Genomic DNA, 20795 nt, shown 5'->3' on the forward strand with positions numbered 1-20795 from the left:
CGTGGGTAACGCACTGACCCGGCTGCTGGGCCGGGGCAAAGCGACCAGCGGAACCGCGACCGAGCCGGGGCCGGCGGAGGACGCGGACGCGACGGCCGAGGTCACCGACGCGGCCGCGGACGACGGCGACAAGGCCGACGAGCCCGCCAAGGCCGCGAAGGCGCCCAAGGCGAAAAAGGACAAGGCCGCCGGTGGCGATGGCGGTTCACCCAACCGGTTCGGTGCCTGGCTCGGCCGCCCGATGACCTCGTTTCACCTGATCATCGCCATCGCCGGCCTGCTGACGACGCTCGGCCTGATCATGGTGCTCTCGGCATCGGGGGTGCGGTCCTACGACGCCGACGGGTCGGCCTGGATCATCTTCGGCAAGCAAGTCCTGTGGACGGTGATCGGCCTCATCGCCTGCTACACCTCGCTGCGGATGTCGGTGCGGTTCATCCGCCGCGTCGCCTTCACCGGCTACGTCGTCACCGTGATCCTGCTGGTCCTGGTCCTCGTTCCCGGCATCGGCAACCTGGCCAACGGCTCCCGCAAGTGGTTCGTGGTCGCGGGCTTCTCCATGCAGCCCTCCGAGCTGGCCAAGATCGCCTTCGCCATCTGGGGCGCGCACATGCTGGCGGCCCGCCGACTCGAGCGCGCCAGCCTGCGCGAACTGCTCATCCCGCTGGTGCCTGCGGCGGTGATCGCGCTGGCGCTGATCGTCGCGCAGCCCGACCTCGGGCAGACCGTGTCGCTGGGCATCATCCTGCTCGCCCTGCTCTGGTACGCCGGCCTGCCGCTGCGCGTCTTCGCCACCTCGCTGCTCGCGGTCTTCATGGCCGGGGCGATCCTGGCGATGTCGGCCGGCTACCGGTCCGACCGGGTGCGGTCCTGGATCAATCCCGAGAACGACCCGCAGGACACCGGCTACCAGGCCCGGCAGGCGAAATTCGCGCTGGCCCACGGCGGCATCTTCGGCGACGGCCTAGGCCAGGGCACCGCCAAGTGGAACTACCTGCCCAACGCCCACAACGACTTCATCTTCGCGATCATCGGCGAGGAGCTCGGTTTCATCGGCGCCTTCGGGTTGCTGGTCCTGTTCGGGCTGTTCGCCTACACCGGGATGCGGATCGCCCGCCGGTCGGCCGATCCGTTCCTGCGGCTGCTGACCGCCACCACGACGATGTGGGTCCTGGGTCAGGCGTTCATCAACATCGGCTACGTGATCGGGATCCTCCCGGTGACGGGCATCCAGCTGCCGCTCATCTCCGCCGGTGGAACCTCCACGGCGGCAACGCTTTTCATGATCGGGATCATGGCCAACGCGGCCCGTCACGAACCCGAGGCGGTGGCCGCGCTGCGGGCCGGCCGCGACGACAAGGTGAACCGGCTGCTGCGGCTGCCGCTGCCCGAGCCCTATTCGCCCACGCGCCTGGAGGCGTTCCGCGACCGCAAGCGGTCGCGCCCGCAATCGGGCGCCGCGCCGCGCAAGGGCGCCGGGTCGCCCGGGCGCAAGGCGCCCCGCAACGGCGAGGCGCCGCTGCGCGGGGCGCCCCCGCGGGCGGCCGGCCGCCCGGTCCGCCGGTCTGCGGGTAACCCCCGCTCACGGGCGGGGCATCATGGATCTGGCCAGCGCTATGCGACCCTGGGAGCCAATCAGGCCGCCGGCCGGCGCCAGCAACGGCGCACACGCGCATTGGAAGGTCAGCGTTACGGGTGAACGACACGGTCAACGAGCCGACCGGCGGGCGGGGGGCAGACCCTCTGCCCGCCGGTGCCGCGTTGTCGGCTTTTAGGCCCTTGTCGGTCGTGCTGGCCGGCGGGGGAACGGCCGGGCACGTCGAACCGGCGATGGCCGTCGCCGACGCGCTGCGCGCGCTGGATCCCAAGGTCCGGATCACCGCACTGGGCACGGCGCGGGGGCTGGAGACCAGGCTGGTGCCCGCGCGCGGCTACGACCTCGAGCTGATCACGCCGGTGCCGCTGCCCCGCAAGCCCAGCGGTGACCTGGCCCGGCTGCCCTCGCGGGTGTGGCGGGCCGTCCGGGAAACCCGCGCCGTGCTGCGGTCGGTCGACGCCGACGTCGTGATCGGCTTCGGCGGATACGTGGCGCTGCCGGCCTATCTCGCAGCGCGTGGTGTCTCGCCGCGCAGATCCCGGGTTCCGGTGGTGATCCACGAGGCCAACGCCAGCGCCGGGCTGGCCAACCGGGTCGGCGCCCGCAGCGCCGAGCGGGTGCTCTCCGCGGTGCCCGACTGCGGCCTGCCGGGCGCCGAGGTCGTCGGGGTGCCGGTGCGCGAAGCCATCACCTCGCTGGACCGCGCGGCGCTGCGCGCCGAAGCGCGCCGACACTTCGGCTTCGCCGACGACGCCCGGGTGCTGCTGGTGTTCGGCGGCTCGCAGGGGGCGGCCTCGCTGAACCGCGCCGTCGCCGGGGCGGCCGCCGGGCTGGCCGCCGCGGGCGTGGCGGTGCTGCACGCGCACGGCCCCAAGAACACGCTCGACCTGCGCGAACCACTGCCGGGCGACCCGCCGTACGTGGCGGTGCCCTACCTCGACCGGATGGACCTGGCCTACGCCGCCGCCGACCTGGTGATCTGCCGGTCCGGGGCGATGACGGTCGCCGAGGTCTCGGCGGTGGGCCTGCCGGCGATCTACGTGCCCCTGCCGATCGGCAACGGCGAGCAGCGGCTCAACGCACTACCGGTGGTCAACGCCGGCGGCGGCATGGTGGTCGCCGACGCCGACCTGACCCCCGGGCTGGTCGCTCGGGAGGTGGCCGCCCTGGTGGGCGACCCGCCACGGCTGGCGGCGATGACGACGGCCGCCGCGCGCGTGGGACACCCCGACGCGGCCCGCCAGGTGGCCCAGGCGGCGCTGGACATCGCCAGGAAGGCGCAGCTCGGCCGCTTGTCGGCCGGAGGGAAGCCATGACCACCGAGCAGCTGCCGCCGGAGCTGCAGCGGGTGCACATGGTCGGCATCGGGGGAGCCGGCATGTCGGGCATCGCCCGCATCCTGCTCGACCGCGGCGGGCTGGTCTCCGGCTCCGACGCCAAGGAGTCGCGCGGCATCCATGCCCTGCGGGCCCGCGGCGCGCAGATCAACATCGGGCACGACGCGTCGTCGCTGGACCTGTTGCCCGGCGGCGCCACCGCCGTCATCACCACCCACGCCGCCATCCCGAAAACCAACCCCGAGCTCGTCGAGGCCCGGCGGCGCGGCATCCCGGTGATCCTGCGGCCCGCCGTGTTGGCCAAGCTGATGGACGGGCGCACCACGCTGATGGTCACCGGCACGCACGGCAAGACGACGACGACGTCGATGCTGATCGTGGCGCTGCAACACTGCGGACGCGACCCGTCGTTCGCGGTCGGCGGCGAGATGGGGGAGGCCGGGACCAACGCGCACCACGGCAGCGGCGACTGCTTCGTCGCCGAGGCCGACGAAAGCGACGGGTCTCTACTCGAGTACACGCCCAACGTCGCCGTCGTCACCAACATCGAGACCGACCACCTGGACTTCTACGGCAGCGCCGGCGCCTACGTCGACGTGTTCGACGCGTTCGTGGACCGGCTGGCCCCCGGCGGGGCGCTGGTGGTCTGCGTCGATGACCCCGGGGCCGCGGCGCTGGCCCGACGTACGGCCGAACTGGGAATCCGGGTGCTGCGCTACGGATCCGGGGCCTCGTTACCCGGTGAACCCCTGGCCGCCACCCTGTTGTCGTGGCAGCAGCAGGGCACCGAGGCGGTCGCCCAGATCCAGCTGGCGCCCGACCTGGACCCCGAGCAACGCCCGCGGGTGATGCGGCTGTCGGTGCCCGGACGCCACATGGCGCTCAACGCGATGGGCGCGCTGCTGGCGGCCCTCGAGATCGGCGCCCCCGTCGACGCGGTGCTGGACGGGTTGGCGGGCTTCGAGGGGGTGCGGCGCCGATTCGAACTGGTCGGCACCGCGGGCAACGGGCAGCCGGTGCGCGTGTTCGACGACTACGCCCATCACCCCACCGAGATCGTCGCCACGCTGGCGGCGGTCCGAACCCTGCTCGAGCAGAGCGGCGACGGCCGCAGCATCGCGGTGTTCCAGCCCCATTTGTATTCGCGGACAAAGGCTTTCGCCGAGGAGTTCGGTCACGCGCTGGACGCCGCCGACGAGGTCTTCGTCCTCGACGTCTACGGCGCGCGCGAACAACCGCTGGCCGGCGTCAGTGGTGCCAGCGTCGCCGAGCACGTCAGCGTCCCGGTGCGCTACCTGCCGAACTTCTCCGCCGCCGCCGAGCAGGTGGCCGCGGTCGCCGGGCCCGGCGACGTCATCGTCACCATGGGGGCCGGCGACGTGACCCTGCTGGGACCCGAGATCGTCACGGCGCTGCGGGCGCGGGCCAACCGCGGCGCGCCGGGAGCGCTGTGATGACCCAGCCGCTCGACCCGGGCACGCCGGGCGGCGGGGCCGGCCAGGCCGACGACCCGGTCCCGGACGACGCCGCCACCGAACCGCTGGTCACCGGCACGGGCACCGAGCCGACGGCATCCGATCAACAGCCCGATCCGGCCGAGGTCGAGGGGCCGCGCCGGCGCGCCCGCCGGGAGCGCGCCGAACGACGCGCCGCCCAGGCCCGCGCCATGGCCATCGAAGAGGCGCGCCGGGAGGCCAAGCGCAGGGCCACCGGGCGGCCGGTCCACGAGCCCAAACCCGTTGCGCGCGGCGTTGTTCGAGGGCTCAAGATGCTGTTGGTCACCATCCTGCTGGTGATCGTCGGCATCGGCCTGGCATTGGTCCTCTATTTCACGCCGGCGATGTCGGCCCGCAACATCGTCGTCGTCGGGACCGGGGTGGTGACCCGCGAAGAGGTCCTGGATGCGGCTCAGGTGCGGCTCGGAACGCCGCTGCTGCAGATCAACACCAGCCAGGTCGCCGACCGGGTGGCGGCGATCCGCCGAGTGGCCAGCGCGCGCGTGCAGCGCCAGTACCCGTCCGCGCTGCGGATCACCATCGTCGAGCGAGTCCCGGTGGCGGTCAAGGATTTTCCCGACGGGCCACACCTGTTCGACCGGGACGGCGTGGACTTTGCGACCGGACCGCCGCCACCGGCGCTGCCCTACCTCGATGTCGCCGACCCCGGGCCCAACGACCCGGCCACCAAGGCCGCCCTGCAGGTGCTCACCGCGCTGCGTCCCGAGGTCGCCGACCAGGTCGGCCGGGTCGCGGCGCCCTCGGTGGCCTCGATCACGCTCACACTCGGCGACGGCCGGGTGGTGATCTGGGGGACCACCGACCGCACGGACGAGAAGGCCGAGAAGCTGTCCGCGCTGTTGACCCAGCCCGGCAAGACCTACGACGTGTCCAGCCCGGACCTGCCGACGGTCAAGTAGCGATCTTCGTCACGTCGCGCGCGCCGCGGCGCCGCCGAACAGCGCTCACGCCCGCTCAGCCGCGGAAGAATGCCCAAAATTTGCGGGACGCGCGTCGGCGCGCCTGCGGGGTTCGCGCGCGCCATGCCCATACCGTTCTGGTTGCGCGGAACTACTTGACATAACTCTAACTCTATGGTTGAGGTTGAGGGTTTGCCAGGGAGGACCGCCACCGTCCGGAGGAGCCCACCACCGGGAGAGCCGAGCCCATCAGGGAGGAAGACGAATGATGACCCCCCCGCACAACTACCTGGCCGTGATCAAGGTCGTGGGTATCGGTGGCGGCGGCGTCAACGCCGTCAACCGAATGATCGAACAGGGCCTCAAAGGCGTCGAGTTCATCGCGATCAACACCGACGCGCAGGCGCTGTTGATGAGCGACGCCGACGTCAAACTCGACGTCGGGCGCGACTCCACCCGTGGCCTGGGCGCCGGCGCCGACCCGGAGGTCGGGCGCAGGGCCGCCGAGGACGCCAAGGACGAGATCGAGGAGCTGCTGCGCGGGGCGGACATGGTGTTCGTCACCGCCGGCGAGGGCGGCGGGACCGGCACCGGCGGGGCTCCCGTCGTCGCCAGCATCGCCCGCAAGTTGGGCGCGCTCACCGTGGGTGTGGTCACCCGCCCGTTCTCGTTCGAGGGCAAGCGGCGCGGCAACCAGGCCGAAAGCGGCATCGCGGCGCTGCGCGAGAGCTGCGACACCCTGATCGTGATCCCCAACGACCGGCTGCTGCAGATGGGCGACGCCGCGGTGTCACTCATGGACGCCTTCCGCAGCGCCGACGAGGTGCTGCTCAACGGTGTCCAGGGCATCACCGACCTGATCACCACCCCGGGTCTGATCAACGTCGACTTCGCCGACGTCAAGGGCATCATGTCCGGCGCCGGCACCGCGCTGATGGGCATCGGCTCGGCGCGCGGCGAGGGCCGCTCGCTCAAGGCCGCCGAGATCGCCATCAACTCGCCGCTGCTGGAGGCGTCGATGGAGGGTGCGCAGGGCGTGCTGATGTCGATCGCCGGTGGCAGCGACCTCGGGCTCTTCGAGATCAACGAGGCGGCCTCGCTGGTGCAGGACGCCGCGCACCAGGACGCCAACATCATCTTCGGTACCGTCATCGACGACTCGCTGGGCGACGAGGTGCGCGTCACCGTCATCGCGGCGGGCTTCGATGCCACCGGCCCCGGCCGCAAACCCGTCATCGGCGGCAATGCCGACAAGGAAGAGAAAGTCGGCGCGCACCGCATCGAGTCGGCAAAGGCCGGCAAGCTCACCTCGACGTTGTTCGAACCGGTCGACGCGGTCAGCGTGCCGGTGCACACGAACGGTTCGACCTTGAATATCGGTGGCGATGACGACGACGTCGACGTGCCGCCGTTCATGCGCCGCTGAGGTCTCGATTTGCTTGCCACTGCGCGACAAACCGGCCTCGAAAGATAGTGGCCCTACGTCGATGCAGCCTGGCAGGCAACAACTTCCGGATACTGATCACGTGAGCGTTCGCGTCCGACGGGTGACCACCACCCGCGCCGGTGGTGTCTCGAAGCCGCCCTTCGACACCTTCAATCTGGGCGACCACGTCGGCGATGACCCGGCCGCGGTCGCCGAGAACCGGGCCCGGTTGGCCGCCGCCGTCGGTCTGCGCCCCGGCCGCGTGGTGTGGATGAACCAGGTCCACGGCGATCGGGTCGAGGTGGTGGACGGGCCACGCGAGGCCGCCGTGGAGGACACCGACGCGCTGGTGACCCGCACGGCGCGACTGGCGCTGGCGGTGGTGACCGCCGACTGCGTTCCGGTGTTGATGGCCGATGCGCGCGCGGGGGTGGCCGCGGCGGTGCACGCCGGCCGGGTCGGTGCCCAGCGCGGCGTGGTGGCGCGCACGGTGGAGGCGATGCTCGAGCTGGGGGCGCAGCCCGACGACATCTCGGCCCTGCTGGGTCCGGCGGTCAGCGGCCACAACTACGAGGTGCCGGAGGCGATGGCCGACGAGGTCGAAGCTGCGCTGCCGGGCAGTCGCACCATCACCGGTGCCGGAACCCCCGGGCTTGACCTGCGGGCCGGAATCGCTTGCCAGCTCAAGGGTTTGGGCGTCACCGCGATCGATATCGATCCGCGGTGCACGGTCGCCGACCCGACGTTGTTCAGTCATCGCCGGGAGGCGCCCACCGGCCGGCTGGCCTCGCTGGTCTGGATGGAGTGACCGCGATGGCGGTGGACATGTCCAATGGGGGAGATCGCGAATCGGAATTGACCCACGCATTGGCGGCGGTGCGCTCCCGCCTTGCCGCGGCAGCACAAGCCGCGGGCCGCAATGCCGCGGAAATCGAGGTTTTGCCGATTACCAAATATTTTCCAGCAATCGACGTCGTGACTTTGTCCCGATTGGGGTGCCGGGCCGTCGGCGAATCGCGGGACCAGGAAGCGACCGCAAAAGTGGCCGAAGTCACTCGGCTCCTGGCGGCTCCCGAACGGGCGAACGTGGGAAATCCGCGCTGGCACATGGTGGGTCATATCCAACGGAACAAGGCTCGGTCGGTGGCCTGTTGGGCCCACACCGCGCACTCGGTCGACAGCACCCAGCTGGTGACCGCCCTCGACCGGGGGGTGGCGGCGGCGCTGGCCGAAGGGCGCCGCACCGACCCGATGCGGATCTACGTCCAGGTCAGCCTCGACGGCGACGAGTCCCGCGGCGGTGTGGACATTTCCCGGCCGGGGGCCGTCGACCAGATGTGCGCCCAGGTCGAGGAGGCGTCCAATCTCGACCTGGCCGGGTTGATGGCCATCCCGCCGCTGGACTCCGATCCCGACGAGGCCTTTGACCGGCTGCAATCGGAACATCGGCGGGTCCTGGAGTCGCACCGGAACGCGGTCGGGCTCTCCGCCGGCATGTCCAACGACTTCGAAATCGCGGTCAAACACGGATCGACATGTGTGCGTGTCGGTACCGCCCTATTGGGCCGTCGGAGGTTACCGTCACCGTAAGTAGTCACTGCAGTAACAGCTTTATCACTAACACCAGGAATCCCAGGGGCTAGAAGGGTCAACGCAATGAGCACACTGCACAAAGTCAAGGCCTATTTCGGTATGGCCCCAATGGACGACTACGAGGACGAGTATTACGATGACCGCGCGCCGTCCCGCGGTTTCCCGCGCCCCCGATTTGATGACGGCTACGGCCGCTACGACGGCGACGACTACGAGGACCCGCGTCGCGAGCCCGCCGACTACCCGCCGCCCGCCGGCTACCGCGGCGGCTACGCCGACGAACCCCGCTACGGCTCCGTGCACCCCCGCGAATTCGACCGGGCCGAGCGGGGCGGGCCGCGCTTCGGCTCGTGGTTGCGCAACTCCACCCGCGGCGCGCTGGCGATGGACCCCCGCCGGATGGCGATGATGTTCGAAGAGGGCCACCCGCTGTCGAAGATCACCACGCTGCGGCCCAAGGACTACAGCGAGGCCCGCACCATCGGCGAGCGCTTCCGCGACGGCACCCCGGTCATCATGGACCTGGTGTCGATGGACAACGCCGACGCCAAGCGGCTCGTCGACTTCGCGGCCGGCCTGGCCTTCGCGCTGCGCGGTTCCTTCGACAAGGTGGCGACCAAGGTGTTCCTGTTGTCGCCCGCCGACGTCGACGTGTCCCCGGAGGAGCGTCGCCGGATCGCCGAAACCGGTTTCTACGCTTACCAATAGGCGCACCCGCCGCGCTCGGCAGCGAGAGCTGACCGCACCCTCGAACGGTTGAACGAGTCCCGAGACCACGTGAGGTGGGGCCGCTGACCCGGAGTCGGTAGGCTGGCAGGCGCCGCGCACGTCCGCGGCGCTTGGCATCTCATCGATAAGGTCGGGGCACTTCAGTTGGTGTTGTTCTTTCAGATCCTTGGGTTTGCGCTGTTCATCTTCTGGCTGCTGCTCATCGCTCGGGTCGTCGTTGAGTTCATCCGCTCGTTCAGCCGGGACTGGCATCCCACCGGGATCACCGTGGTGGTGCTGGAGATCATCATGTCGATCACCGATCCGCCGGTGAAACTGCTGCGCCGGCTGATCCCCCAACTCACCATCGGAGCGGTCCGCTTCGACCTGTCGATCATGGTGCTGTTACTGGTCGCGTTCATCGGGATGCAGCTGGCGTTCGGCGCCGCGGCGTGACCCCGTTCCGGCCCGCCGCCTGAGGCCCCGGCGCCGCCCCCGGAGACGGTTCGGACACGTTTTAGCGTCGGTTTGGTTCCCGCGATTTAAAATTTCTAAGGTTTCGGATTTTATTGGCCTCAATGTTTGAAATTGGCTCTTATTTATTGGGCTAATCAGCAACCGTCGCGCCTGGTGTGACAGGATGGACGGCAGTTGCACCACGGCTACCACTGCGTTCTACACTTTCCAGAACGTTCGACAGGAACTTGAGGGGACGAAACAATGCCGCTTACACCAGCCGACGTCCACAATGTGGCGTTCAGTAAGCCACCGATCGGCAAGCGGGGCTACAACGAAGACGAGGTGGATGCCTTCCTCGATCTGGTGGAAGCCGAGCTGACGCGACTCATCGAAGAGAACAGCGATCTGCGCCAACGGATTGAAGAGCTCGACCAGGAGCTGGCCTCCGGCGGCGGGGCCGCCGCCCCGGCCGCGGCCGCCGCGCCCACGCAGGCCATTCCGGTCCGCGAGCCCGAGCCCGAGCCCGTCAAGGCCGCGGCTGCGCCGGCCGCCGCGGTCAACAACGAGGAACAGGCCATGAAGGCCGCTCGGGTGCTGAGCCTGGCCCAGGACACCGCCGACCGGCTCACCAGCACCGCGCAGGCCGAGTCGGAGAAGATGCTGTCCGACGCCCGCGCCAACGCCGACCAGATCCTCAGCGAGGCCCGCAGCACCGCCGAGACCACGGTCGCCGAGGCCCGGCAGCGCGCCGACGCGATGTTGGCGGACGCGCAGACCCGCTCGGAGACCCAGTTGCGCCAGGCCCAGGAGAAGGCCGACGCCCTGCAGGCCGACGCCGAACGCAAGCATTCCGAGATCATGGGCACCATCAACCAGCAGCGCACGGTCCTGGAGGGTCGCCTCGAACAGCTCCGCACCTTCGAGCGCGAATACCGGACCCGGCTCAAGACCTACCTGGAGTCTCAGCTCGAGGAACTCGGCCAGCGCGGGTCGGCGGCCCCCGTGGACTCCAGCGCCGATGCCGGCGGGTTCGACCAATTCAACCGGGGCAACAACTAGCGTTTTCAGCTGTGCCGGACGCTCGCCGAGCTCGGGGTTGGCACACTAGGTCCTGAACACCGCAGTCCCGCTCGTCGCCTGGAGGATGCCCGATGCTCGTCATTGCGCTGGTATTGGCCCTGATCGGGCTCGTCGCGTTGGTGTTCGCCGTCGTCACGAGCAACGAGCTGGTCGCCTGGCTGTGCATCGCCGCCAGCGTGGTGGGTGTGGTCCTGTTGATCCTCGACGCCTTGCGCGAGCGCCAGCACCGCGAGCCCGGTGGTGCCGAAGACCAGGATGCGGGTGAGGCCCGTCCCGACGAGGACGACTACGTGGACTATCCCGAGGAGGCTTCCGCCGAGGGCGAAGCGGAGGCGGTCACCGACGGGCCCGAGCCGACGGGGGAATCCAGCGTCGCGGCCGAGGGCCGCGGCGACGAGTCCGCCAAGTAACGCTCAGGCCGTCGGCGTGGCGAGCAGTTCGCGCACCTCGTCGTCGCTGACCTGATGAAAATCGTCGTAGACCTGCCCGACGGCTTCGAATCCGGGCGGCATCGTCGCGCACACCACGTCATCGGCCTCCCGCGCCAGGTCGCGGCAGGCGGACTCCGGCCCCACCGGGACCGCGACGGTGATTGATTCCGGCCCCGCGGCGCGCACCGCTCGCACGGCGGCCAACATGCTGGCGCCGGTGGCGATCCCGTCGTCGGCCAGGATCACGACCCGGTCGCGCGGGTCGGCGATCGGCCGGCCGCCCCGGTAGGCGTGCTCGCGCCGGAGCAGTTCGGTGGTCTCGCTGTCGATCACCTCGCGCACCTGCTCATCGGTGACGCGCAAGCTGGCCACGACGTCGTCGTTCATCACCAGGCCGCCACCGCTGGCCAGGGCGCCCATCGCCAGCTCCGACCAGTTCGGCACCCCGAGCTTGCGCACCAGGAACACGTCCAAGGGGGCGCCCAGGGCCGCGGCGATCTCCCAGGCCACCGGCACGCCGCCGCGCGCCAGCCCGAACACCAGCACGTCGCGCCCACGGTAGGACGTCAGTTCCTCGGCCAGCGCGCGACCGGCCTCGCGGCGGTCACGGAAGTTGCGCGTCGCCGTTCGCCGGAGAAAGCCGTTCGGTCGATTCATGGGTCGCCTACCAGCCTACGTGTGAATGCCCAGGCGCGAAGTGTGTGCTCGGTTGGATTGCCGGCGCAGGCCCAATACGGTTGCGCGGGAAGGTGATTGGGTGTGTGCGACCGTAGCAGCGTAGGTGTGTTCGCGGCTTCGCCGCTCAACACGCTCAGGTGGGCCGCAGCGTAGGTGTGTTCGCGGCTTCGCCGCTCAACACACTCCATCGGCTCGGAAATGAATGCGAGCATTCATTTCGCTCGCCTCAGTCGTGTGTCCGAGGGGGGACTTGGCCACGTGCGACACGAGTTGAGGTCTTTGAGTTGAGTCGTTGACCCGGTCAAATGCCGTCCCGCGGTTGACCGCACGCTGGAGCTGGCGGAAGGGGGTGTGACACGCCGACGACGTAAAGGGCGGCGGTTGCTCGCACGTTCGTTCGCCGTGTGAGCCGCCGATCGGGGCACTGCCAGGTCTGTGGACTGTGGTTATATGCACAACTATATTGGTATCGCTATAGTTGTGTGAATGTCGGATATGGTCACCGCGGCCCAAGCCGCGGAGCGCCTAGGCGTGAACCCGTCCAGGGTACGCGCTCTGATCGCTGCTGGAGCATTGACCGCCACCCGGGCTGGTAGTCAGTGGCTCGTCGATGTCGACAGTCTCGATCGCCAGTACGAGTTGACGGTCGCGGGGGCGACTGGACGTCCGTTCGCGCCGCGTATCGCGTGGGCGGCGGCCGCTCTGTGCGACAGTAGGCGAGATGGGCTGGGTTCGAACGAACGGACCCGGTTGCGGCATCGCCTAGCGGGTGTCGACGTTGAGGGTAGAAACACCTGCGCGCAGGTTCAGCGGTGGTTGGCGCGGCGTGCGCTGTCGGTGTGTCGCTACAGGATTGGTGAACGCGATATCGCGGAGCTGCTCGGCGCTGATGGTGTCTTGGCCACCGGGATCAGCGCCGTCGAGGCCTACGATCTCGGGCTGGGTAGCGGCGGTTTCGCCGACGCGTATGTGGATGAGCGTGTTCATCGCAAGCTCGTGAAGGATTTCATTCTGATCGACAGTGTGCGAGGCAATCTCACGTTGCGGACTACGGGTTCCCGGTTGTCCGATGCGGTGTTTGAGAACAAGGTGGCGCCGCGGCTAATCGCCGGCGTCGATCTCGCAGAAGACACCGACACGCGCACCCGGGCGGCCGGCTGTGCCCTCGTGAGCCACGCACTGCGCGCCGTGCACGCGCCACGTAAAGGGTGAATTTGGTGGGGAACACGATCGGCATATGCAACGCGACTGCGGTGGCGGCCTTGGCTGCTATCACAGGCCAAACGGTGGACGGTGCTACCGAAATGTTTTGCGGGATTGTCGAATCCGCGCCCGACCATACCGTGGCCGGCCGTGGGGACATCGACCGTGCGGTGAACCGGCTCTGCACTCGTGTTGGGTTGGCGCCCGCCTTGGACAAGGCTGAGCGAGACCGGCATATCGGTGCGCTGCGCGGGCTGGCCGCCGACGATGTGGCGGCTCTTAGCTACGGCGATCTGCAAGCTTGGGACGCGATCCTGCGTGGCGTCCCGGAGAGAATTCCGACCGTTGACCGTGAACAGGTGCTGCTGCCCGACATGCCCTTGCACCAGGCGGCGATGTGGTCGACACTGCTGGATTTTGAGGAGACCGATCCGCCACCGTGGGTCCTTGTGGGCGGCCAGATGACAGCGCTGCACCTGGCCGAACATGGCATTACCGTGCACCGGCCCACCGACGACGGGGATGTCATCGTCGGGGTATGGACCTTCCGTGATGCCTTGCGCACGACAGCGCTCTACCTGACGGGCAAAGGATTCGATGAAGCAAAGACTGGCGACGGCTACGGGTATCGGTTCACCCGTGGCAAGACTGCTATCGACGTGATGCTGCCTGAGGGCCTCGATCGCCAAGACCGTTACCCGACAACGGCATCAGGACGCCCCGGTCTGTCGGCCGACGGCGGCAACCAGGCGCTCACACGGGCCGAACGGTTGCCGGTGAACATCGGTGGGCGGGTCGGCCATGTCCGCCGTCCAACTTTGCTGGGCGCCCTGGTCGCGAAAGCCCACGCGCGGATGGTGGATAGTCGCGATCCCGAACGACACGCGCAGGACCTGATTGCGCTGGCCGGATTGGCGCTGTTTGATCCGCGAGCGGTGATTAGCCAGGCGCGCCCCGATGACCGCCGCGCAGTCCGACGTGTGTTGCGTGACCTTCCCGCCGGTCATCGCCTGTTGCGTGCGGCTGAGGATCCTGAAGCGGTCCATGAGTTCCTGAAACGTCTGGCCGAGCCGACTGGATAGACCTCGCGTACGGGTCCGCGGGCCAGCGAATGCTGTGTAGCGGACAGAATGATTCGTCGCCCTTCTCGATCCGGATGGTGATCTCGTTAATCGCTGCCGTGTGCTGGTCGACCAAATCCAGGTGACCCGGGCCGAGAACCCATGATGTTCGGTGAACCGACCGGTCAACGCTTCGGTCAATGCCGGGATCTAGGAGCGCAGCCGGCGTTTGGCCAGATCGGCCAGTGTGCGGGGTCGTTGTTCCCGACGATCAACGACTCCAGCATGGCGCGTCCCGAGACGCCGAGGATGTTGGAGGCAACTGCCGATCCTTGGGTACCACCGGCAGATTTTGGGCACAAAAAAGCCTCGCGTGTCGAACTCGACGTTCGACCTACGAGGCACGAGGTGTCGCGGCGGGGTTTGGCTCGCACGCGTTTTCGGTGTTCGGTATATACCGAACACCGAACGGTATCTTCAGTGGATGCTTGTCGGTCACGTGTCGCGCGGGATAGGAGTGAGACGGTGACCCGTTATGCCGTTGGGGATTCAATGATGCGGCAGACGGTGGCAGCGCGTCCGCGGCGTTGATCGCTGCGGGCGGTTTGTAGCGCAGTGGTCAGCGTGGTGCGTAGGGCGCGTAGGTTGGCGATGGCGCGGTCGATGTCGCGAATGTGCTTGTCGAGGAGGGCGGTGACCTGCTCACAGGGCGCCGTGCCGTGGCGATGCAGGTCGAGGACGTCTTTGATCTCCGACAACGTCAGGCCGAGGGTCCGGGCCCGAAGAATGAACCGCAGGATCGCGATGTCGTGGTCGCTGAACAGCCGGTAGCCGGCTTGGGTGCGCTCAGCAGGCGGCAGCAGGCCCTTGGCTTCCCAGATCCGGATGGCCTTGGCCGACACGCCAATGGCCTTGGCGGCGTCACCGATGGTGTGCGTCACTAGGGTCCGTTCACGGACGGCGGCGGCTATCGATGACCCTTCCCAGCTGCGAGGTTCAAGCGTAGCCGTGCGAGTCCCGGATGCAGGTGCCTCACTCATTGGTCGTTAGGGGCGCGGTGCCGACGAGTCCGTTTCCCCTTCCTCCTATTCCAGCTGAATTGCAAGAGTGGTCCGGCGACGCCGCGCTCCGCCGCGAAGGGCAACGTCGACGGTGACTCCAACGGTAGGGCTTGCCCCAGGGGCAAGGTCAAGGGTACGCCGCGGCAGCCTCTCACGGTGCGAGCCTGACAAAGCCCGGAGGCATGGGTCGCGCCGGCGACGGCTCCACCGGACCGCCACCGGCGTTGCCACCACTGCCTCCGCCGCCGATGCCGCCACCGCCGTTGCCACCGCCGCCGGCAGGGCCCCCCGGAGGAGCATCAGCAGGGGGCTCCACCTCTTGCGGTTGCGGCGGCTGCTGCGGTTGCGGCGGCGATTGTTTTGGTGGCGGCGGTGCGGCTATCGGCGGGGGCGGTGCCAGGATATGCGCCGTCGGGGGCGGTGGCGCCGGAATCTGCGGCGGGTTCGGTAGGAGGGGATCCCCCGCGGGAACCGCTCCGATCAGTGAGGCGAGCATTGTGCGGCCCGCCGGCATATTGGTCATGTCCAACCCCGGCGGCGTGTCCCGCAGATCGCTTCCTGAGGTGACTGTGTTATGCGCGTACGCGGCGACCCGGTGCGTCGGTTGCCTCGATCCCTGCGCGCGATTAGCCATGATGGAAGCTATCTTGCCCCGGTGGTACGGGCAGTAGATCTCCACTGCTGCGGTAATGAATCGGGCCTCGGTGCGCGCGAGGCGGCCGGGAGCGTATAGGCGCTCGGGCGGGTCGATGCGATACGCGTTGTTCACCATCTCGTCGACTAAGGCATCCACCGGCATGCCGCCATCGAGTTTGCGACAGACTTTGTGGGCTGTGGCGATGAGGCTCGGAACGTTCTTGAGGGCGGGGATTTCTGCTTTATCGAGCAGCGCCAGAAACTGGTCGTCCTGGTTTGGGTCGGCCGCTGCTGCGCCGCCGCTCAGAATAGCGGCGCCGGTTAGCACCACGATGGCGGTGACCAGGGCACCGGCGTGGCTAGTGGTGCCGGTGAACATGGTAGGGGTTTCCATTCTGCTAGGGTTCCCACGGCGTCGCGGGCGGGCGATACCGTGGTCGGTCTTGTGACGTGAGCCGTTGCGTCGCAGAATGTTTCGCTACGGCGCTGGTGCTCGAAGGATCGGTGTGAAGTGATGGACTATGTAGCGAATCGATGAATCTGCTTACGGCGTTGGTGGCTGCGCCGCATCAGTGGCCTAGGGGGCCACGAGGCCTAATTACGTTGTCGCTCAGCTTATGTTCGCCTCCTTCGCGTGACTACGGTGGAGGCATCACCGCCGGTGACTCCAACGGTAGGGATTGCCTCAAGGGCAAGGTCAAGGCGCAGTGCCGTAATTCTTTGCCGCCCGCCCGCCCGCCCGCCCGCCCGCCCGCCCGCGTTGCGGGCCGTCGGCTTTCGTTCAACCGCACTGCAATTGCGTACGAGTTTGTGTGTCAACGTCTTTCGGTACGGCGCACGCGCACGAGCGAGGGGTCCAGCTAGGACCCGCGTGAGCTTGATAAATCCAGCCTCGGCGCCGGGGCGTCCTTACCCTTGACCTTGCCCTAGGGACAACCCTTACCTTGGGGTTGCCCGTCAGCTGACGCGACCCGCGCCGCCGAGGCGTGAGCCATGCCGGGGCAACGATTGCGAAGGGAGCGTGCGAGATGGCATTGCATGGGTTTTTGGTGAAGGCGGCGCCCCACGTGTTGACCTTCGCCGCGTATGAGGCGCTACACCGAGTGGTGGCGAAGGCTCCGTGGCGGGAGGCAACGGTTTCCGCAATGGCCTGTGGTGTTCGCGGCGTGCGCACGGCTGAGGAGAAGGCCGAGCGGGCTCGATTGACGGCCGCCGACATGTTCGCCGAGGCGATAGAGCGCAGCGGGGAGAAAGCTCCGCTGTCAGCGGTGGCGGACGAGGAAGTTGCGCCCCAGCCGCGGCGGACTCGGAAGACTAGGACCACTGATGCTGACAATTGATGCTCAGCGAGATGTGGGCCCGACCGTTGCGTCCGACGCGGCAGGACGGATGCGTATACACACCAACGGCTTTCGTATGGACGAAGGCCGGGCCGTCGCAATCGAGGAGACGGTCGGCAACCTATCTGGTGTACGCACCGTGCGTGTGTATCCGCGCACGGCATCCGTTGTGATCCGATATTGGCCCGAGCGATGCGACACCGGCGCCGTCTTGTCGGCGATCACCGAGGTGGAGCGCAGCCCTGCCGCTTCGGAGCCGGCGCCTGTTTCGCGGTCGGCTGATATCGGCAATGGCGGCATCGTGGGGAAGGTCGTCGGCGGGATCGGGCGGATGCTGCTGGGCCTGCACAGTGACGAGTCAGAAGCTCCGCCGGAGATCGAGAGGCTACGAGAGGCGCTGAAAGGTATCGGCTATCACCTCGCGCCGGTTACCGAGGGTCAGCCCTCGCCGCGCGAGGAGGCCCAGCGTGGGATTCGGGCCTGGTTGCGGCGGGTCTGGTTGGCCTGGCCGCTGGGGCTGCTGGCGTCTGGCTTGACGATGTTCTTCGCCGCGTCCCCGTGGGCGGGGTGGTTGGCCTTCGCCGCGACGCTGCCCGTCCAATTCATAGCCGGGTGGCCGTTCCTGTTGGGGGCGGCCCAACGGGCGCGGGAGAAAACCGCGAACATGGACACGCTGATCACACTCGGCACGTTGACCGCGTTCATCTACTCCACCTATCAGCTCCTCGTTGGCGGGCCGCTGTTCTTCGACACCTCGGCGCTGATCATCGCGTTCGTGGTGCTGGGCCGCTATTTCGAAGCCAAAGCCCACGGCAAGACGCGCGAGGCCATCAGCAAGCTGTTGGAGATGGGCGCCAAAGAAGCCCGGCTGCTGGTCGACGGCCAGGAGCTCCTTGTGCTGATCGATCAGGTGCAAGTAGGAGACCTGCTGCGGGTGCGGCCGGGGGAGAAGATCCCGGTCGACGGCGAGGTCGTCGACGGGCGTGCCGGCGTTGATGAGTCGATGCTGACCGGCGAGTCCGTCCCGGTCGAAAAAACGGTGGGCGACCATGTTGCCGGGGCCACCGTCAACACCGACGGGCTGCTGACCATCCGCGCTACCACCGTAGGGACCGACACCGCGCTGGCGCAGATCGTGCGACTGGTCGAACAGGCCCAGGGCGGCAAGGCCCCGGTGCAGCGCTTGGCCGATCGGGTCTCGGCGGTGTTCGTGCCAGCTGTCCTCGGCGTGGCCGTGGCGACGTTTGCGGGCTGGAGGCTGTTCGCCGCCAACCCGGTCGCCGGCATGACGGCGGCGGTCGCGGTGCTGATCATCGCGTGCCCGTGTGCGCTGGGCCTGGCCACCCCCACGGCGATCATGGTCGGCACTGGCCGCGGCGCCGACATGGGGATCCTGGTCAAGGGCGGTGAGGTGCTGGAAGCCTCGAAGAAGATCGACACCGTGGTGTTCGACAAGACCGGCACCCTCACCCAAGCCCAGATGCGACTCACCGACGTGATTGCCGACAAGCGCCGTCAGCCCAATCTGGTGCTGCGAATTGCCGCCGCGGTCGAATCGGGCTCCGAACACCCCATCGGCGCGGCGATCGTCGCCGGGGCACACGAACGGGGGGTGGAGATCCCGGCCGCTACGGCGTTCACCAACCTCGCGGGGCACGGAGTGCGCGCCGAGGTCGAGGGCCGACCCGTGGTGGTCGGGCGGCGCAAGCTCCTCGATGTGCACGACGTGAAGTTGCCTGAACACCTTGCCGCAGCGGCGACGGAGTTCGAAGAACAAGGCCGCACCGCGGTTTTCGTCGGCCGCGACGGCGAAGTTGTGGGTGTGCTCGCCGTGGCCGACACCGTCAAAGACGACGCCGCCGACGTGGTCCATCAACTGCACGCCATGGGGCTGCATGTCGCATTGATCACCGGCGACAACACCCGCACGGCGGCCGCGATCGCCAAGCAGGTCGGCATCGAGCAGGTGCTGGCTGAGGTGTTGCCGCACGACAAGGTCACCGAGGTGCGCCGGCTCCAAGACGAGGGCCGCGTGGTCGCGATGGTCGGCGACGGCGTCAACGACGCGCCCGCCCTGGTGCAGGCCGATCTGGGCATTGCGATCGGCACCGGCACCGACGTGGCCATCGAGGCATCCGATATCACGCTGATGTCCGGCCGGCTCGACGGCGTCGTCCATTCGATCGAGCTCTCGAGGCTGACGCTGCGCACGATTTATCAAAACCTCGGCTGGGCGTTCGGCTACAACACCGCCGCAATTCCCCTCGCCGCGCTCGGCGTGCTAAACCCGATCGTCGCAGGCGCGGCGATGGGATTTTCCTCGGTCAGCGTGGTGACCAACTCGCTGCGACTTCGCCGCTTTGGCCGCGACGCTTGACATGTGGTCTGCAGACTGCGAGTAGCTCAGCGGCCATGACACCCCTTAATCGTGAATCCAGCCAAAGGAGACGACCAACGGTGCCGGTGCAGCGGAGAGGAGTCCCGAGCATGCGATGTAGCGGAACTTGATTGGCGACCTCGCGCTGCGGTGGACGGTTAGCGTCCTCTTCGGCGCCAGCTTTGCGGGACACCTGTACGGCCTTGTCGCGCAACGTGAACGATGGATATGCACAGTCGAACGCCTGCTGCACATAGTGATGTGCGCGGGAATGGTTGCGATGGCCTGGCCGGTCGGAATGGAACTCCCCACACTCGGGCCGATGGCCTTCTTCCTCGCGGCGGCCGTCTGGTTCGTGCTGGTGGCTGCCCACGTGTTCTCCGGCGACGATGGCCGACTGACCAACGGCTACCACGCCAACATGATGGCGGCGGTAGCTTGGCTGTACGCGGTAATGCGCGGCGGCCCGCTGGGCGGGCGCGATTACTCACCCGACCACACAATGCCCAGCTCGCCCGGAATGAAGATGCCGGGTATGGACATATCGGTACCCCACACAGCCGAACCCTGGTGGATCACTAGCCTCAACTGGATCGCGGCGGTCGGATTCGCAAGTGCCGCAGTGTATTGGCTGTATCACTATTTCGCCCAGCGGAAAGCGAACCCTGCGCAGCACACCACGCGCCTCGGGGACTGGGGAACGCTATGCCAGGCATTCATGGCCTCCGGCATGGCCATCATGTTCGGCGTGATGCTGGAGGTATGACCCGCCGCAGCTCGGCGCACCAACGATGCTGCAGGCCCCTGCGTGGTGTGTTGCAGGCGTTGGGCGCCGGTTTTGGCCCTACGTGCTGCCGTGGCGTTCACCTCGTCACAGTCAGTCGCTGGTAGTTAACCCATTCCTGCGATGGCCCGGGATCGGTGTAGCCGTGGTCGTTGACTCGCCGACCCCGAAGCGCTCTGGCGCAAAGGCCACTCGTAAGCCGTTGCCGGACGAAGATCAGAAAAACAACCAGATTCGTTCCGTTACTACGGAGACGCCGACAATCTCAACAGCACGATCAAGCAGGTGCTGTTCGGGCGCTCTGCTGGTGGAGTGCACGTATTCCAAACGTGCGCTCTTCGTGTGAAACCGCTGGGGAAACAGGCACTGATGCACGGCGGAGCATCGGTTCTGCCAAGCACCGCCTGGGTGCGACGCGTGGTGCCGACGATCCTTCCGCACCGGATCACTGAGTTTCCTCCGGTCCTTGGCCTCAGCCTCGGGTGTTTTGCGTGAACCTTGGCCTCGATCGGGGCTAAGGAGGCAGCGCGGTGTCATCTGTAGCGCGCTGCCGGGGTGTATACGATTGTGCCCCACGGTTACTGCCGCAGCTGCTCGGGCTCGGGAAC

18 protein-coding genes and 1 pseudogene are annotated in these 20795 nt (G+C 68.0%); 16 read left to right on the forward strand and 3 right to left on the reverse strand.

Features of this window, described 5'->3' with window-relative positions; translation table 11 throughout:
* Position 1 precedes the first annotated feature (1 nt).
* The 11 genes from ftsW to OCU_RS36265 all read left to right on the forward strand — a co-directional run bounded on the left by ftsW (position 2) and on the right by OCU_RS36265 (position 11026).
* The gene (gene ftsW, locus OCU_RS36215; protein WP_014379969.1) at positions 2-1699 is read left to right on the forward strand and encodes a putative lipid II flippase FtsW; all 1698 of its coding nucleotides are present in this window, start codon (positions 2-4) and stop codon (positions 1697-1699) included.
* Entirely contained in the window at positions 1696-2913 is a 1218-nt protein-coding gene (gene murG, locus OCU_RS36220; RefSeq protein ID WP_041787052.1) for an undecaprenyldiphospho-muramoylpentapeptide beta-N-acetylglucosaminyltransferase, read from the forward strand. Before ftsW ends, murG begins: the two co-directional genes overlap by 4 nt.
* Positions 2910-4388 carry a UDP-N-acetylmuramate--L-alanine ligase gene (gene murC / locus OCU_RS36225; RefSeq protein WP_009955612.1) on the forward strand — a complete coding sequence of 493 codons (1479 nt, stop codon included), beginning with the start codon at positions 2910-2912 and terminating at the stop codon, positions 4386-4388. Before murG ends, murC begins: the two co-directional genes overlap by 4 nt.
* A complete protein-coding gene (locus OCU_RS36230) occupies positions 4388-5350 on the forward strand; it encodes a cell division protein FtsQ/DivIB (protein ID WP_041787053.1) in 963 nt (320 codons plus the stop codon). The genes murC and OCU_RS36230 overlap by 1 nt, the downstream gene beginning before the upstream one ends.
* 268 nt (positions 5351-5618) lie before the next feature.
* Positions 5619-6776, forward strand: a complete 1158-nt coding sequence (gene ftsZ, locus OCU_RS36235; protein WP_008256146.1) for a cell division protein FtsZ — start codon at positions 5619-5621, stop codon at positions 6774-6776.
* A gap of 100 nt (positions 6777-6876) precedes the next feature.
* Positions 6877-7584, forward strand: a complete 708-nt coding sequence (gene pgeF / locus OCU_RS36240) for a peptidoglycan editing factor PgeF (protein WP_036458813.1) — start codon at positions 6877-6879, stop codon at positions 7582-7584.
* A gap of 5 nt (positions 7585-7589) precedes the next feature.
* On the forward strand, positions 7590-8366 hold the full coding sequence (locus OCU_RS36245) for a YggS family pyridoxal phosphate-dependent enzyme (RefSeq protein WP_009956061.1): 777 nt from the start codon (positions 7590-7592) through the stop codon (positions 8364-8366).
* A 66-nt stretch (positions 8367-8432) separates the two neighbouring features.
* Complete coding sequence (locus OCU_RS36250) at positions 8433-9077, forward strand: cell division protein SepF (protein ID WP_008256149.1); 645 nt, start codon at positions 8433-8435, stop codon at positions 9075-9077.
* Between the two features lie 165 nt (positions 9078-9242).
* Positions 9243-9533 (forward strand): YggT family protein, encoded by a 291-nt coding sequence (locus tag OCU_RS36255; protein WP_003878110.1) that lies wholly within the window; start codon positions 9243-9245, stop codon positions 9531-9533.
* 264 nt (positions 9534-9797) lie between these two features.
* Positions 9798-10595: a DivIVA-like cell division protein Wag31 gene (gene wag31, locus OCU_RS36260; protein ID WP_008256153.1), complete on the forward strand. Its 798-nt coding sequence runs from the start codon at positions 9798-9800 to the stop codon at positions 10593-10595.
* A 92-nt stretch (positions 10596-10687) separates the two neighbouring features.
* The gene (locus OCU_RS36265; RefSeq protein WP_014379976.1) at positions 10688-11026 is read left to right on the forward strand and encodes a phage holin family protein; all 339 of its coding nucleotides are present in this window, start codon (positions 10688-10690) and stop codon (positions 11024-11026) included.
* A 3-nt stretch (positions 11027-11029) separates the two neighbouring features.
* Here the strand turns inward: OCU_RS36265 and OCU_RS36270 are convergent.
* Positions 11030-11710, reverse strand: a pseudogene (locus tag OCU_RS36270) (phosphoribosyltransferase); the annotation flags it as partial.
* 501 nt (positions 11711-12211) lie between these two features.
* On the opposite strand from OCU_RS36270, the gene OCU_RS36275 reads away from it, so the two are divergent.
* Positions 12212-12937, forward strand: a complete 726-nt coding sequence (locus tag OCU_RS36275) for a helix-turn-helix domain-containing protein (protein WP_038536053.1) — start codon at positions 12212-12214, stop codon at positions 12935-12937.
* A 5-nt stretch (positions 12938-12942) separates the two neighbouring features.
* Positions 12943-14010, forward strand: a complete 1068-nt coding sequence (locus tag OCU_RS51065; protein WP_148278274.1) for a hypothetical protein — start codon at positions 12943-12945, stop codon at positions 14008-14010.
* A 512-nt stretch (positions 14011-14522) separates the two neighbouring features.
* On the opposite strand, the gene OCU_RS36285 is transcribed toward OCU_RS51065, so the two are convergent.
* Together OCU_RS36285 and OCU_RS50430 are read right to left on the reverse strand one after the other, a co-directional pair.
* On the reverse strand, positions 14523-14930 hold the full coding sequence (locus OCU_RS36285) for a MerR family DNA-binding protein (protein WP_014379979.1): 408 nt from the start codon (positions 14928-14930) through the stop codon (positions 14523-14525).
* 271 nt (positions 14931-15201) lie between these two features.
* Positions 15202-16065, reverse strand: a complete 864-nt coding sequence (locus OCU_RS50430) for a DUF732 domain-containing protein (RefSeq protein WP_014379980.1) — start codon at positions 16063-16065, stop codon at positions 15202-15204.
* 649 nt (positions 16066-16714) lie between these two features.
* Between OCU_RS50430 and OCU_RS36295 the strand changes: the two genes are divergently transcribed.
* From OCU_RS36295 to OCU_RS36305, 3 genes are all read left to right on the forward strand, one after another.
* The gene (locus OCU_RS36295; RefSeq protein WP_019734356.1) at positions 16715-17026 is read left to right on the forward strand and encodes a DUF1490 family protein; all 312 of its coding nucleotides are present in this window, start codon (positions 16715-16717) and stop codon (positions 17024-17026) included.
* A 49-nt stretch (positions 17027-17075) separates the two neighbouring features.
* A complete protein-coding gene (locus OCU_RS36300; protein WP_085981087.1) occupies positions 17076-19403 on the forward strand; it encodes a copper-translocating P-type ATPase in 2328 nt (775 codons plus the stop codon).
* Between the two features lie 127 nt (positions 19404-19530).
* Entirely contained in the window at positions 19531-20169 is a 639-nt protein-coding gene (locus tag OCU_RS36305) for a DUF5134 domain-containing protein (RefSeq protein ID WP_038536058.1), read from the forward strand.
* The last annotated feature ends 626 nt before the right edge of the window (positions 20170-20795 follow it).

The sequence above is a fragment of the Mycobacterium intracellulare ATCC 13950 genome (assembly GCF_000277125.1).
Taxonomy (GTDB): Bacteria; Actinomycetota; Actinomycetes; order Mycobacteriales; family Mycobacteriaceae; genus Mycobacterium; species Mycobacterium intracellulare.

What these genes read in the sequence shown, in the direction of transcription:
- murC (WP_009955612.1), top strand. Translation starts at nt 2,910, where the DNA reads ATGACCACCGAGCAGCTGCCGCCGGAGCTGCAGCGGGTGCACATGGTC.
- OCU_RS36230 (WP_041787053.1), top strand. Translation starts at nt 4,388, where the DNA reads ATGACCCAGCCGCTCGACCCGGGCACGCCGGGCGGCGGGGCCGGCCAG.
- ftsZ (WP_008256146.1), top strand. Translation starts at nt 5,619, where the DNA reads ATGACCCCCCCGCACAACTACCTGGCCGTGATCAAGGTCGTGGGTATC.
- OCU_RS36245 (WP_009956061.1), top strand. Translation starts at nt 7,590, where the DNA reads ATGGCGGTGGACATGTCCAATGGGGGAGATCGCGAATCGGAATTGACC.
- OCU_RS36250 (WP_008256149.1), top strand. Translation starts at nt 8,433, where the DNA reads ATGAGCACACTGCACAAAGTCAAGGCCTATTTCGGTATGGCCCCAATG.
- wag31 (WP_008256153.1), top strand. Translation starts at nt 9,798, where the DNA reads ATGCCGCTTACACCAGCCGACGTCCACAATGTGGCGTTCAGTAAGCCA.
- OCU_RS36265 (WP_014379976.1), top strand. Translation starts at nt 10,688, where the DNA reads ATGCTCGTCATTGCGCTGGTATTGGCCCTGATCGGGCTCGTCGCGTTG.
- OCU_RS36275 (WP_038536053.1), top strand. Translation starts at nt 12,212, where the DNA reads ATGTCGGATATGGTCACCGCGGCCCAAGCCGCGGAGCGCCTAGGCGTG.
- OCU_RS50430 (WP_014379980.1), bottom strand. Translation starts at nt 16,065, where the DNA reads ATGTTCACCGGCACCACTAGCCACGCCGGTGCCCTGGTCACCGCCATC.
- OCU_RS36295 (WP_019734356.1), top strand. Translation starts at nt 16,715, where the DNA reads ATGGCATTGCATGGGTTTTTGGTGAAGGCGGCGCCCCACGTGTTGACC.
- OCU_RS36300 (WP_085981087.1), top strand. Translation starts at nt 17,076, where the DNA reads ATGCGTATACACACCAACGGCTTTCGTATGGACGAAGGCCGGGCCGTC.